Source organism: Mesorhizobium sp. WSM4837, assembly GCF_055811435.1.
Window position 1 is genome coordinate 1 of record NZ_JBVVQE010000032.1, and the last position, 14,518, is coordinate 14,518.

Sequence of the window (14,518 nt, forward strand, 5' to 3'; positions counted from 1 at the left end):
CAAGAACAAGGCCGCTCTCCGCCGGTCGCAGGCAGACGTAGTCGGGCGCATTCGGCAGATCCAAATACGCCTGTTCAAGCTCCTGGCAGCTCGCACGCGCGAGGGTCGCCATCCATCGCTGCCGTCTTTCAACATCGTTTCGCACTTTGTGGTCACCGCTCTGGTCATCGACTTCACGCCGCACCGTTTGTCACGGTGTCACATAGATGTCTAGGTATCTTGATGCTTTGATACATAACGGTTGCGACAGTTTGATGACAAGCCATTGAGCTTGCCCGGTGAAATCAGCAAAAAAACCGCTTCGCGTGCTGCGAAAGCCCGACAAGCCGAAACGACCGTCGCGCCTCAGCTGTCGGCTTCGATCAGGTATTCGTACCTGTCGCTTCGGATCACGCTGAACGCGTATTTTATCGGTACGCCGTCCGGAGTGACGTCGACATTGGTCTCATAGAGAACGGGGCTTGACGACGATATCCGTAGTAGCTGAGCTTCCTGCTGCGTCGGCCGGCGCGCCGTAATCCGGGTCCACTTCCGTTTGTATTTAGTTATCCCGCAGCGTTTCAGGGCCGCGGTAAAGGAGTTTGATCCCTCAAAGGCAGCCGCGAGACCTGGGACCCTATCGGCAGGATGATAAGCCGCTCCAGTCGCCAGAGGCCAGTCATTGATGAACGAGATCGATTTGACTTCGGTGACCAGCGCAGACGGGGCGATCTTAAGATGTTTGGCAATCTCGGGCTCGACCGAGACCTGGGCGATCGACAGGATCTCGCGCTTAACCGACTTGTTCTGGCCAAGAAGTTTGTAGGTAAATCTTGGGTCGGTGTCCAATTTGTGGGACACGAAATCTTCCGCAACGAAAGTGCCGACACCGTGTTGAACCCGCAGAGCACCTTCGGATTCAAGCGCCTTGATCGCGTTTCGGACGGTGTGGCGATTGACGCCAAACCGCTCTGCCAACACGAGATCGCCGGGGAGGCGCCCATTCTCGAACGCACCCGCATCGATATCACTGAGGAGAGAGGAGCGAACCAATTCCCAACGCTTCATTGATCACCACTGCCCTTGTAGACTCGCCGAGTCATGCTGACTGTCAAAACAGCGGGCGATCGGGGAAAGTGTCAAGTGGAAGTCCAAGCACGCGCGCAAGCGTCGGAGCAAAGCGAGTCGGCTCAGCCTTGTCTACGACCGCATTTGGAATGCCCGGCCCGGACATTATGCAGACGCGATCGTCCGCAGGCATGCCCGGCCGGAACCCATGAGTGGACCTATATTTGGGCTGGCCGAGCGGTTGGTCTGCTGGATGATGGGCCGGTGTCTCCTCAAAATCATGTCCTGCGGGCGCCACGAACGTAGCGATGCGTTCACGAATCTGAATGGGCAAATGGGAATCGGTCCAGGGTTCAGCGCCAAATCGGGCCAACTGCTCCGTCACCTCTTGGCGATCGATATCGTTCTCGACCAGAACATGAAGTGTTGCACCTTCGGATTGCCACACCCTTCCCGGAATAATCAGATCCGGCAAGATCGATGTTTTGATGTTGCCGTGCCCGTGATCGCTGACGATCGCGATCGTGTACTCGTCGCGCCTCCCAGCTCGCCGCAAACTGTCAAGGCAAAGACCGACGAGAGAATCGGCCAATGCAATCGCGAAATGGGCCTCCTCGCTCTCATAACCGAAGTCGTGCTGGAACGCATCCGTGGCGTTGATCTCCGTCACGACAACATCAGGCGGCTCCTCCGAACCGATCAAGTTGGCTGCCGCAGCGATGGTGAGTTGGTCGCCGATCAGCGTCTTCGTAAGGCGGGACACTTCATCAGGCTCCATGGACTCGGGCGTATAAGAGGGTAGCGGGAAAGTCACCAGCCGACCCTGCGGATCCTTCACCTTCAGCAATGGCGGGAGGGATCCGTCCGCGGGGATCTTCGTGAAGCCTGGGCCCCGCAGCCAGCACGGCGGAATGTAAACGGACGTATCTTCCGGGTTAATTAGCGCGTGGCCGATGCATGCCACGTCGTAACCGGCGCGAGAGGCCAGCGTTGCAATGGTGGGGACGAGGACATGTTCGGCCTCGGCGGCGACGAAGGTTCCGTCACTCAAGATCCGGTTGCCAAACACACCGTGTGCCTCGGCTCCGGTCCCTGTAAGGATCGAAGCGCGGCCCGGCATCGAGGTGCCCGGCACGGCAGACAGCAGCCGCCGAACCAGATATCCTTCCTCTGCCAACGACGACAAGGCTGGAAGGCGACTACGGTATTTCTCGAAATAGTCTGCGCTCAAGCCGTCGATCATGATCAAAAGAAGTTTGCGATGTGTCATTTCAGAAAATGTCCCTTCAGATTGAGCGGTTCACGTTTGATACATGCGATCTGACGGCTGACCGTACCTGCCGATGATCTCGCACCGCCGCCAAACACTCCGCGCGAGCAACCGGGCATCATGATCACTCGCATGCTTGAGTTCGATCCTCGAAGGTTCCCCGCGCCGGCGCTCATCAGTCAGACGGGGACGCCTGCACGAGTGACTTCATCTCGTCGTCCGCCGGCCGACCAGCTGTCGCCAGCAATTCCGCCATCGGTCGGTGGCACCAGAGCGCGTGACGCGCGGGATGTCCCTGCAATGGCGGGCGAACGGTCCCGCAAAGGTCGGCGACCCTCCTATGACAAGCGTCGTAAAAGGCGCAGCCCTCGCCTGCGGGCGGCACTTCGGTGCTCGCTGAGACGCCTCCCGGCGCCGGCTGCGGCGCAAGGTTGCGGGCCGCGTCGAGAAGAGCATGTGTATAGGGATGGAATGGCGGGCGGTAGAAGAGATCGGCCGTTCCCGTCTCGCAGGTCCGGCCGCGATAGAGCACGAGCACCTTGTCGGCAATCGCCCGGACCACTGCCAGATCGTGGGACACGAAGACCAAAGCCAGGCGCCGCTCACGCTCTATGTCGGCAAGAAGCTCCAGCACAGCGGCTTGCACCGACACGTCGAGCGCCGAGGTGACCTCGTCGCAAAGCAGCACATCGGGCTCGGCTGCGAGCGCTCGCGCCAAGGCAACACGCTGCTTCTCGCCGCCCGAAAGCTGTCCGGGCAGACGATCCAGATAGCGCAGCGGAAGTCTCACTTGGCGCATGAGATCGGCGGCCTGGACGCGAGCGCGCGCTCCCGTCACCCCGAAATAGAGGCGCAACGGCGCTGCGATGATCTCCGCTACGGTCTGCCGGGGATTCAGCGAGGCGTCGGGATTCTGAAACACGAGTTGCATGCGTCGACGGGTTTCCAGACTTCGAAGCTCGACCTCTCCCGCGAGCCGGACGGGCGCGCCTCCGTCGCCAGCCGCGAGCGCAGCACCCCCGCCGCTGGGGCGGACCAGGCCCGCGATCGCTTTTAGAAGCGTCGATTTGCCGGACCCGGATTCCCCGACCAGCCCGAGGGTCTCGCCGGCAAAGAGTTCAAAGCTGGCCTCCCGCAGGGCGATAGCGGGCAGCGGCGACAGGCCGAGACGGCGCGCCAATCTGCCGGAGCACCCATAGACCACACTGAGGCCTTCTACACGCAGTAGCGGGCTGGCGGTTGGAGCAGCGGCGCTTGAATGGAGAGCAATGGCAGGCAGCGGCTCCGGCGCGCATTCCAGCGCGAAATGGCATCTGGCCTGCCCTGTCCCCTGCGGCAGGACCTGCAAGCTGGGCCGTGTCGTATTGCAGAGTGCTTCAACGCGCCCGCAGCGCGGCGCGAAGCCGCAACCGTGCATCCCCTCCAGGGGCATTGCTTCAGCTGGAGCTGGAGGAATGCCCGCCCCATCCAGACGGGGGATCGAAGCCAGAAGGGCGCGCGTATAGGGGTGTGCCGGCATGGTCAGCAGGCGGTCCACGGGCCCTTCCTCCACGATCTGGCCCCCATAGAGCACCACCACGCGTTGGGCGAGACGGGCGATCGCGCCGATATCGTGACTGACGAGCACCATCGTCAGCCCGGCGGATCGCCTCAGCTCGGCGAGAAGTCCCAACAGATGGCCTTGGGTGGTGGCATCCAGGCCGGTCGTCGGCTCGTCGAGAAGCAGCACATCCGGCTCGGCAGCCAAGGCGAGGGCAATGCAGACACGCTGCTGCTGACCCCCTGAGAGCTCATGGGGATAGCGGCGCAGCATCGTCGGGGCATCGGGAAGGCGAACCTGGCGCAGCAGCTCCAGCGCACGGCATCGACCGCCTTGCATGCCGCGCCCGGCCTGAAGGTTTATCACCTCCTCGAGAAGCTGGCCGACCCGGCGGTTGGGCGTGAGCGAGAGACTTGCACCCTGCGGCACCACCGCGAGCCGGGAGGCGCGTAGCCGCCGGAGGGTCGGGGCGGGCAGTCGTAGGAGGTCCTGCCGGTCGTAGAGGACGGAGCCAACCGTTGCATGCAGGCCACGCTTCAGATGGCCAAGCATGGCCAATAGCAAGGTGCTCTTGCCGCTCCCCGATTCCCCCACGATGCCGAGAACCTCGCCCCGTCTGACCTCGAGCGTGACCTCACTCAGCACCTCTCGCGGGACGCGGCCGGCGGTCGCGCTGACAGTCAGATTCTCGATCCGGATCGCAGTGATGGTCAATTGCGCCTCCAATCAGACCGGCGTGTGAAGCATGCGATCGAGACCCAAGGCCTTGCCCAGAGCATCGCCTAGCAGATTGATGCCGATGACCAGGCTTGAGAGCGCGAGACAGGGCCAGAGCACGACCCAGGGCGTGATGCCCAGATAACCACGGGCCTCGGCAATCATCGCACCCCAGTCTGGGGTTGGCGGCGTCACGCCAAAGCCCAAAAACGAGAGCGAGCTGAAGACCAGGAGCATCCAGCTCCACCGCATGGCCCCTTCCACGAGCAGGACATCGCGGATGTTGGGCAGAAGATCGTGCCAAACGATGGCCAGTGGGTGATGCCCGCGGGCACGGGCGGCTGTTACATAGTCCTGGGCGACCACGGACAGCGTGGCTGCGCGAACGACCCGGGCGAGAGGAATGCCATAGAAGAAGGCGAGAAGCGGGATCAGCACCAAGAGGCTCCCGTCGCTGGCGCTGGCAGCCAGAAGCAGGAAGAGGAGCCAAGGTAAGGCGAGGCAGGCGTCGATGAGCCGCATGGCGCTCTCCTCAATGCGCCCGCCGAGAAAGCCGATCGTGATTCCCAGCGCGCCCCCGCCCAGCACCGCCAGAAGGGTCGCCAAGCCTGTGATGACGATCGCAGCCCGCCCGCCCATCAGTGTGCGCGAGAGAACGTCGCGCCCGAGCTGGTCCGTCCCGAGAACATAATCACCGCCAGCCACCTGAAGGGAGGCGGCCGGATTTTGGAAGATGGGGTCATGGGGCGCCAGCCAGGGCGCCAGCAGCGCCATCAGAAGCTGCAGGACGACGATCGCCGCCCCGATGGCGCCGGACGGCCTTGCCAGGATGGATCGAAAGACCCGCCCGAAACGCAAGGGCCAGGCCGGCGGCGCAATATCCTCCACCAGCATCGTATCGTCCTCCCGCGGCATCGTATTCGGGGCACTCATCGGACCTGCTTCCGGAGCCGTGGATCGAGCGCAAGCGCCAATAGGTCGGCCAGAAGATTGACGGCGATATAGGTCACGACGAAGATCAGCGTGATCGTCTGGATCAGCGCCAGGTCCCGGTCGTGGATGGCCTGGATCATTAGGGTCCCTACGCCGGGGTAGTTGAAGACCTGCTCGATGATCACCACCCCGCCAAGCAGCCAGGCGAGTGTGAGTGCAGCGAGGTTGAGCGTGGGGATCAGCGCGTTGGGCAGCACATGGCGCAGCAGGAGAGGAAGCATCGGCAGTCCACGCAGGCGTGCGGCCTCGACATAGTCGCTGGCCATGACTTCGATAACGCTGGTCCGCGCGATGCGCAGGATATGCGCCGTCATTACCAGCCCCAGCGTGACGACCGGCAGCACGATATTGGGCAGGAATTCGCCGATCGGTGCACTTGGCGGTAGAACGGTGACCGCCGGAAGCCAGCGCAGCCAGATGGCAAAGACATAGATCAGCAAGGTGGCAGAGACGAATTCGGGCACTGTCATCGCGAAAAGGGCGATGCCGGAGATCGCCAGGTCGCTCGGCCGCTCGCGCCGAAGTCCGGCAACAATCCCCAGAACAATGGCGACCGGGATGCCGACGAGGGCGGCGGCGCCACCCAGGAGCGCCGTATTCCGCAGGCGCGGTCCCAGTATGTCGGCGACGGACTCGCCGCGAGATAGCGTGGTCCCAAAATCGCCCCGCAACAACGATCCCAGCCAATGCGCGAAGCGAAGCAAGGCGGGCTGATCGAGCCCAAGCTCACCCCGGCAGCGGGCCAGCGCCAGAGCGTCCCCCTGCTGCTGGCCCAGCATCGCGGTGCAGGCGTCTCCAGGCAGGGCCTGCAAGCAAACGAAAACGACCACGGCCGCAAAGAGAAAGGCGAAAAGAGCACCCATCAGCCGGCGCAGGATCAGCGTTAACACAATGTCCTCCTTACAAGAAACAGCGTGGAGACCCGACCGGCTTTCACGCCCAGCCGGGCCTCCCGGAGTCGCCCGGCTACTCCGCTTTCGCCACCTCGTTCCAACGGATCGAGAAGTCCTGCACCGGCGGAAGCCCGCTGACCTGCTTCGCCGTGACGCGGAAGTTATTCTTCGTGAAGGGGACCATCGTTCCGCCCTCCTCGTAGAGCATGCGCTGAGCCAGAGTGTAGAGTTCTTTGCGCTGGTCGAGGTTCATCTCTCGCCGAGCGGCATCCAGCAGCCAGTCGAAGAAGGGATGGTCGAATCCGGATTCATTCCAATCGGCCTTGGAGCGAAAGACCTCGTTCAAGACCTGGTCTGCCGGCCGCTGCGACCAATCCGTGAAGCAAAAGGGCACCTTGGTCCACACTTTCGTCCAGTAGCCGTCAGCCGGCACGACCTTGATGTTGACCTTGACCCCGATTGCAGCCGCCTGCTGCTGATAGATCTCGGCCATTTGGATCCCGGGGGCGGCCACGTCGGAGGTGTAGAGATCGACCTGCAGCCCGTCGGGATACCCGGCCTCGGCCAGAAGCTTCTTGGCCGTTGCGGGGTCGGCTGGGCAGTCGATTTCGGAACGATAGGGGTCGCCGCTCCAGATCGGGTGGTCGCAAGTGATCGTACCGCCCTCGGCGCCGGCCAGAAGCTGGCGCATGGCCTTGCGGTCCACCAGAAGTCGAAGTGCGCGCCGCACCCTCACATCATCGAAAGGCGGCATGTCGTTGCGCATCACCAGTCCTGACCAGTCGCCGGTGGCGACGCTCTGGACGACAAAGCCCGGCCCTTTGAACAGGGGCAGCTTGGCGTATTGCACCGAGCCCAGCAAATCGATCTGGCCAGCGAGCAGTGCCTGCACCTGGGCGTCATCGCTGGGAATGGCGATGATCTCGATGCGGTCGAGCTTGGGTTGACCTTCCCAATAGCCCGGGAAGGCTTCGACGACGGTCGTACCGGCTGCATCAAGCTTCACCAATTTGAAGGGGCCGGTCCCAATTCCTGTCTCGTTGAGCTCGTCCAGCTTACCCTCCCGCCCCCGCGAGGGAAGGATCCGGGCCCGATAGTCCATCAGCAGGAACGGAAAATCGGCGTCAGGGTTCGCCAGCGTGATCTTCACAGTCGAGTTATCGATCGCCTCCGCCTTGTCGATGAAACCAAGGACAGATCGGGTAGGGCTTGCAATCTTCTCACTCTTGATGCGCATTAGAGAATAGACGACATCCGCTGCCGTGAAGGCCGTTCCGTCGTGGAAGGTAACCCCCTGGCGCAGCTTGAAGGTCCACTGCCTCGCATGGTCCGAGGCGGACCAGGAGACGGCGAGACCTGGCGTCGGCTCTCCATGATCGCCTTGGCGCAATAGGCGATCGTACAGAAGCTCATTCAGCTCGAAGAAGCGGGTCGGCGATATGGGATCGGGCGACTCCTTTCCACCATAGCCGAGAGGATGCGCGATGCGCAGGGTCGCCGCTTCTTCGGCGGTGGCCGCCCCTGCGAATGCCAATAGCACGGCGACAGCCAGCGTTCTTAAGTGTAGCTCCTTTGCCCAGCGCGGCTCCAGAAAGCCACTTAAGAAGAAAAGCATGATGCGTAAGTACTTTGCGGAAGATCTCGGTTTTTCATTTTCATACCGAACTATCGCATGTGGATTGGCCAGTTCTTTCATGAAAGATTCCTTTTACCCCTGCGTGACGCTATTTGAAGAGTTTGTGATCGAGAATGGCATCGAACTGCTGGAACATAGCGCCGGGCCAGGATTCCCGCCTTGACGGAATGGTTCGCATCGCGTCACCGCTCCCCCGTTGATCTGATGCCTCGGTAGCAGCACGAGCTCGCCCAGGTGGTCCCGTCGATCATGATTTTTTCCTGTTCATCAAACTGACTGCCCTCGATGATATCGAGCGGCGCAAGCATGCCAGCGATAGCTGGCAGCGGATGGCCAGATATCTAGGTATCTCCCTAAGGCTCTAACGTTACACTTTGATGACATGGGCGATACGACGATGCTCGGGGCTGCATTCAACACCAAGACTCGAGTGGTCCGTATGGGGAAAACCCTCGGACACGCGCCCCATTTCTGGCATCTTGCGGCCGCACCCGAGACGCTTGATCGCGGCCCCCAGGGGTTGGCAAGAGAGGGAGGTCCGGCGCTCGGGCGGCCCGTCTCGGACGGTGGTCCTGCGGGTCCGGCGGTCCGCAACGGCTGCGCCGTCCTCCACTGACGTTCCGGCCGAGCCCCTCGTCCGTGAGGCGCACTCCCTTCTCCCTGACTTATCGACGAGCGTTCGATGTGGCTCTGCCGCCGCTCATGGGAGGCACGCTGATTGCGGAACGATGAGGGTTGCGATCCGGCAAGCCTCCGACCTGATCAAAGCGATGCCAGCCGGACGAAGAAGGAGATGATAATTGATTGGAAATCAGACTTGACAAGAAGAGCGCATTTAAGCGCGAAACCAAGCTACGCCTCCGATAATGTATGCCATAGGTCAAGGCCATGCTCTTCCGATGAGAAGCGAAACCGACGCAGGTAATGCCAGAACGCCGCCGGCCGACCGAGAACAGACTGATCGCCGACACTGTCTCTGCAACCGGACTGATCAGCGGCGAGCATAGAAGAAGGTACGACATCGTCGGATATCGGACCGCGCGGAACCCGTTGAACGACACGTGCATTCCGCTTCCCAGGGGAGGAGTTGGAGTGGACCCCATTTCACCGGACATGCGGCGGTTGGGTTTAGGCACTGAGGCGCAAGAACTCGCGAGGTGAGCGGAACTTGAGCCGGAGTGCGGGTGGACCTCACAATAATCGTCGATCCATTTGGGCAGCAAGGCCAGGATGGTGTCGGCGTCTGGGAGGATGACGATCGAGGCATAGTCGCTTTTCAGGGTTTTGACGAAGGCCTCGGACATGACGTTGCCCTGTGGGCTTCGAACCGGGGTGTAGAGTAGGTCGATGCCGAGGGCCGCGGCCACCTGTGCAGTCTGGCGGGCGATATAGGCGCTGCCATTGTCAGAGAGCCATTCCAGTCGGTGCGGAACCTTGAGGGTCTGGAAGCGTCGCTCGACCGCCGCGATCATCAGGTCACAGACCATCTGGCCGGAGATGCCAGCATTGGCGAGCGCCGACCAAGCAATGATCTCTCGGTCGCAAGCATCGATGAAAAAGACGATGCGGACGACCTCGCCATTGCGGGCATCGATTTCCAGATGATCTGAGCACCAGCGGATGTTGGAACGCAGGGCAACAACGACACCGTCGTGGGTGCGGGTGGGCCGCAGAGCTGTATGCTTTTGAAGGGTCAGTCCGTTCTGCTGCATGACCCTGAGGACACGCTTGGCATTGACCATGGGCCTGCCATCTTTGCGCCTTTGCCGATTCAGCAATGCCGTCACCCGGTGATGGCCATAGGTTGGCCGCTGGTCGATGATCGGGCGCAGTTCGGCCAGCAGGGCGACGTCTTCGGGCTTGCGATAGGGCCCACGCGGCTTGGAGGGCTTGCTGCTGCGGTCAATCAGATTCGACCGGGAGACGCCCAGCGTCTGGCAATGGCGCTCATTGGGAATCGCCCCCGGGATCGCTCCACGACAGCAAGGGCGACGGCCGTTTTTTTGGGCGAGCGAGTTCAAGGGCTTCCTTGAGGATCTCGGCTTCCATGGTCTTCTTGCCCAGCATGCGCTCGAGATCGCGCACGCGCTTCTCCAGTTCGCGGACCTGGGAAGAGCCCACAACATCTTCGTCGGCCTGAACGGCGGCATGGCCGCCCACGAGCATGCGCGTTTCCAGGCGAAGAGCTGGGAGGGGGAAAATCGGCGCGTCGTGCCACGTAGGAAACGCTCATGCCCGGCTGCATGGCTTCCTCCACCAGCCGAACCTTCTCGGCGACGGACCAGCGCCGGCGGCGCTGCACCGAGGTGATAACTTCGACCCGCCGAAACGGCTCATCGGAACTCTTGGACATAGTCGTACTCATAGGCGCATGCCTATGCCTTATCAGCTATGCCGCCTGTCCGGTGAAATGGGGTGCGCTCCAGGAGTTTGGTCCGCCATTCTTGGGCAGACGCCGGGCAACCGCCACCATTGTTTCGTTTGTCGAGAAAACAACACGGAGCTATTTGGCTCGGCTCTGCTGTACCATCATTAAGCCATTGAATAGCATGTAGAACATTCTTTGTGAGGCTTTTCCTAGGCAATTGGCACGAGTTTTGAGCCTCCCCAATAGCGACGCGGGAGGATCTGGCGACCGATATTCCTGTCGTGGGCAATATCGCAATCAATGGAAGGAGGAGGAAAGCAGCATGTCAGGTTCGCGGCGAATCCACAGAGTATGGAAAAGAGTGCATCGCCAGTGGGATCCAGATGGCAATGCAAGCGAGGGTGTAGAAGACCTCCGCGTGGCCGAGAGTTTTCCCTTTCGAACGGTTTCACCGATACATTGCCGGGACCGTGGCGGCCGCGCGGCAGGGGAGTAAGAGGATGATCCGCTACCTCTTCGATGCTGCAAACGCCATTACCGCGCTTGGGCTGACGTTCGCCACTACGGCGATTTACTTTGCTCTGATCGGACGTTTCGAGGTTGGCATCTGTTTCGCCTTATGGGCTCTTTTGGCGGATGACGCGGATGGCATGGTCGCGAAGAGTTCCCCTAATCGGTCCGCTTTGATGGCACAGGTGGGAGCCGCGTTCGACGGGCTAGCTGATTTGGTCTACGCCGCCGTCTTTCCAGCAGTTCTGATTTTGTCTTTTAACGCGTTCTCCGTTCCCGCACTGTTGGCTGCGGTCTTCCTTGTCCTATCAGGGGCTCTCCGCCTCAGCTATTTTTCGACGTTCGGGCTGGATGCTGACGGATTCGGCAGAGGATTGCCTTTGAACAATGACCTCTTCGTGCTGACGGCACTCTTTGCGATAAACAGCTACGTGGCGATTCCTCAGCTGGGCGCTCTGTTGATAGGCGCGGCGTTTCTTCTATCCGTACTACATCTCTCCAGTTTCAAATTCCCTGGTACCGGCAATGCGTTGCGCCTAGCCAACCTTGCACTCGCTGCAGCCGGCTCTGTCGCCCTGCTTATTAGTGAATCGGCATCCTAGACTGTAGGAAAGGCAATACATGGAAACCTCTTTGGAAATCGAAAGTCGCGCCGTCTTCGATCGCTATCAGCGCGAGCAGGAGAACGACGACCATATTTTTGACAGGCTGGTTTCTCTCATCGAGGAGGAATATTTCGGCCTGGCGACCGGTAGCTTCCACGCCCTTGATATCTTAGACGCTGGCTGCGGCTCTAACGCGAATGCGTCCTATGCCTTTCTTGAAAGGGGGGCACGTAGCGTTGTCTCTCTTGAATTGAGCAGTGATTGGATGGATTGCGCCCGCAAACGGCTTAGCCGTTTTGGGTCGCGTTCGGTACTTGTCACTGGTAGTGTGCTCGATCTACCGTTTGACGACGAGAGTTTTGATTTTGTTCATTGCGCGGGGGTACTGCCGCACACTAGGAATCCGAACAAGGGCTTCCAAGAGCTTGCCCGCGTAACTCGTCCAGGCGGCAGCTTCTTTTTGACAGTCATGGGTACTGCCAACGGCGTCATTTACCAATGCATCAACCATCTGCGAAAACTCTATCAATCCAACGAAGAATTCCGCAGTGCTATCGACAACCTCAATGCATCCACCGCACGTGAAGGCATCGACTGGTTGCTAAAAATTAAGGAAGACGAAGAGAACGAATACATTCACGGCGAAAACGAGTTTTTTCGAAGTCTGTTCGATGATGATTTGTTCGTGACGATACGAGATCGCTTCCAGGCGCCGACCTACCACGAGTTCTCCTTCACAGAGATGCAGATCAGAGGCTGGTATGCCGAGTGCGGTTTCGACAACATCCGCAGGATCTCAAGATATACGAGAAATTTCCATAACCTTCGGCGCTTTCTCGCACCGATGTATCGTCATTATGACCACCCGCTGGCCCGGTTCTGGTTCGGCGATGGCTGTATCCAGATGATCGGCGGAAAGCCAAGCAAGTAGTCGGTGGTACGAGAGAGCGGCCTCAATGTGCGGAATTTTTGGGATAGTTCTCAAAGACGAAAGTGGGCCGGTCCCCGCTGAGGCGGTAGAGCGTTGCGCTGACGCTCTCGCCCATCGTGGACCTGATGCCCGCGGCCTATACATTGATCGTTCGGTCGCATTCGCGCATCGACGGCTATCGATTGTTGATCTTCATCCTCGAGCCAACCAGCCTTTTCGTGATCCTGAAACCGGAGTTGTGGTAACGTACAACGGTGAGATATACAATTGGAACGAATTAAAGGACGAATTGAGGAACTTAGGTTATCTGTTTTCAACAACTTCTGACACTGAGGTACTAGTTGTAAGCTATCTTGCTTGGGGGAAATCATGTTTAGATAAGCTTAATGGAATCTTTGCCTTTGCGCTCTTCGACCCACGGAAATCGCTTGTTATTATCGCCCGAGATCGTTTAGGGGTAAAGCCCCTTTACTATACGATTTGCGATGTTGGGCTTTTATTTGCGTCGCAACCGAATGCTCTCATTCGCTGGCCGGGGATCATGCGCGGGCCTGACATGATCGGCGCGCTCAGCTTTCTATCCTATCGCGCGGTTGTCGGCTCCAGAACGCTATTCGCCGGGATCTCCAAGTTAGAACCCGGCCATCTCCTCGAAATAGAAAACGGACGATACACGTCTGAACGTTGGTGGAATCTGTCCGAGCGCATTTCGCGATCGAAGCCGGACTACTCCGACGTACGCAGGCTACTCGGAAACGCCGTTCAACGTCAGCTGGTAGCTGATGTACCGGTCGCCGCATTGTTGTCCGGTGGCCTTGATTCGAGCATCCTCGCCTATGAGCTATCCGCTCGCTCACAAATCCGTCCGATCTGCTATACCGGCAAGGTCGAGACCCCCGATTATGACGAGACGGCCTATGCGATGGAGGTTGCCGCTGCGCTCGGGCTCACTCACCAGGTCGTCCCGATTGGAGAACCTTCCGATATCAACGACGTAGCAGAGCTAGTTCGTGTGCGTGGACATCCACTTGGAATGCATAACGAAACCGCCATGTTTACGCTCGCAAAGGCGATTTCGAAGGAGCATAAAGTTGTGCTGACCGGCGAGGGTGCCGACGAGATTTTTGCGGGCTACAGCCGATTATTCCGTACGCCGTATGATTACAGTCGGAGTAAATTCATCGCCAGATTGCCACCTGCTCTTGCTCAGATCGCACGCCGGCGGCTTGGACTCGGGATCCATGGCAGTCAGCTGCAGTTCTTCCTCGAGCGTTACACCTACTTTCCGACTGATGAGATCCGTTCGCTTGCTATCGATGGCCAGATGCGAACAGAGCACGAGATGGAGCTCTTCGATCACTTCTCGAATCAATTTGCTGAGGCGGACGGAGATTTCTTTAGCAAGATCTCTTATGTTCTCGTCTCTACACATTTGCCCGCGTTGCTGGAAATGGTCGACAACACCACAATGGCAGCTGGGCTTGAAGCTCGCGTCCCTTACACCGATCACCAACTTGTAACCGCCGCGATGGCGATGCCCGGCTCCCAGCGGTTAAGGTGGAGGTCACCGATCGCTTCTGCCCAAGCGCTTTGGTACCCAGTTGCTTCTTTCAGCGAACGCCTCGACGTCTCAAAATACCCCTTGCGAAGGGAATACCGGAGCGTCTTGCCCAAATCTGTTCTATCTCGGAAAAAGATGGGATTTCCGCTTCCACTGGGTCAGTGGGCCGTGGGCGAGGGAGCCACGGAATATCGAAGGCTGCTGTTTCACAAGGACTCTCCGCTGGGAGACTTGTTCGACCCCGCTGCTTTGCGGCATTGGTTTGAGGCCGGACGACGAAACCCATCGGATTCATTTGGACGGAAGTTCTGGCTTCTGGCCAATCTTGGGATATTCTTCAAGGAGTTATTCTCATGAAGAATATACGAGTCCGAAGTGGGGCGTTCGCGGGCATTTCACAGAAGGCCCTTTGCCGAGAAAATGCGAGCAGGCGGGTTCTCCGACTCC

9 protein-coding genes and 1 pseudogene are annotated in these 14,518 nt (G+C 59.6%); 3 read left to right on the forward strand and 7 right to left on the reverse strand.

Features of this window, described 5'->3' with window-relative positions; translation table 11 throughout:
- Positions 1-345: 345 nt before the first annotated feature.
- The 7 genes and pseudogenes from phnF to AC0L3D_RS19340 all read right to left on the reverse strand — a co-directional run bounded on the left by phnF (position 346) and on the right by AC0L3D_RS19340 (position 10,449).
- Positions 346-1,047, reverse strand: coding sequence for a phosphonate metabolism transcriptional regulator PhnF (phnF, locus tag AC0L3D_RS19310; protein ID WP_473645495.1), 702 nt, complete (start codon positions 1,045-1,047; stop codon positions 346-348).
- Between the two features lie 43 nt (positions 1,048-1,090).
- The gene (locus AC0L3D_RS19315; protein ID WP_473645497.1) at positions 1,091-2,317 is read right to left on the reverse strand and encodes an alkaline phosphatase family protein; all 1,227 of its coding nucleotides are present in this window, start codon (positions 2,315-2,317) and stop codon (positions 1,091-1,093) included.
- Positions 2,318-2,492: 175 nt separating this feature from the next.
- Positions 2,493-4,571, reverse strand: a complete 2,079-nt coding sequence (locus AC0L3D_RS19320; protein ID WP_473645498.1) for a dipeptide ABC transporter ATP-binding protein — start codon at positions 4,569-4,571, stop codon at positions 2,493-2,495.
- A 12-nt stretch (positions 4,572-4,583) separates the two neighbouring features.
- Positions 4,584-5,468, reverse strand: coding sequence for an ABC transporter permease (locus AC0L3D_RS19325; RefSeq protein ID WP_473645500.1), 885 nt, complete (start codon positions 5,466-5,468; stop codon positions 4,584-4,586).
- Positions 5,469-5,503: 35 nt separating this feature from the next.
- Positions 5,504-6,457: an ABC transporter permease gene (locus tag AC0L3D_RS19330; RefSeq protein ID WP_473645502.1), complete on the reverse strand. Its 954-nt coding sequence runs from the start codon at positions 6,455-6,457 to the stop codon at positions 5,504-5,506.
- Between the two features lie 76 nt (positions 6,458-6,533).
- Complete coding sequence (locus AC0L3D_RS19335; RefSeq protein ID WP_473645503.1) at positions 6,534-8,156, reverse strand: ABC transporter substrate-binding protein; 1,623 nt, start codon at positions 8,154-8,156, stop codon at positions 6,534-6,536.
- A 1,068-nt stretch (positions 8,157-9,224) separates the two neighbouring features.
- A pseudogene (locus tag AC0L3D_RS19340) lies at positions 9,225-10,449 on the reverse strand (IS3 family transposase).
- A gap of 515 nt (positions 10,450-10,964) precedes the next feature.
- On the opposite strand from AC0L3D_RS19340, the gene AC0L3D_RS19345 reads away from it, so the two are divergent.
- From AC0L3D_RS19345 to asnB, 3 genes are read left to right on the forward strand one after another with little or no spacing between them, the layout of a single operon-like run.
- Positions 10,965-11,576 carry a CDP-alcohol phosphatidyltransferase family protein gene (locus tag AC0L3D_RS19345; RefSeq protein WP_473645505.1) on the forward strand — a complete coding sequence of 204 codons (612 nt, stop codon included), beginning with the start codon at positions 10,965-10,967 and terminating at the stop codon, positions 11,574-11,576.
- Between the two features lie 19 nt (positions 11,577-11,595).
- A complete protein-coding gene (locus AC0L3D_RS19350; RefSeq protein WP_473645507.1) occupies positions 11,596-12,510 on the forward strand; it encodes a class I SAM-dependent methyltransferase in 915 nt (304 codons plus the stop codon).
- 25 nt (positions 12,511-12,535) lie between these two features.
- Positions 12,536-14,428 carry an asparagine synthase (glutamine-hydrolyzing) gene (gene asnB / locus AC0L3D_RS19355; protein ID WP_473645509.1) on the forward strand — a complete coding sequence of 631 codons (1,893 nt, stop codon included), beginning with the start codon at positions 12,536-12,538 and terminating at the stop codon, positions 14,426-14,428.
- The last annotated feature ends 90 nt before the right edge of the window (positions 14,429-14,518 follow it).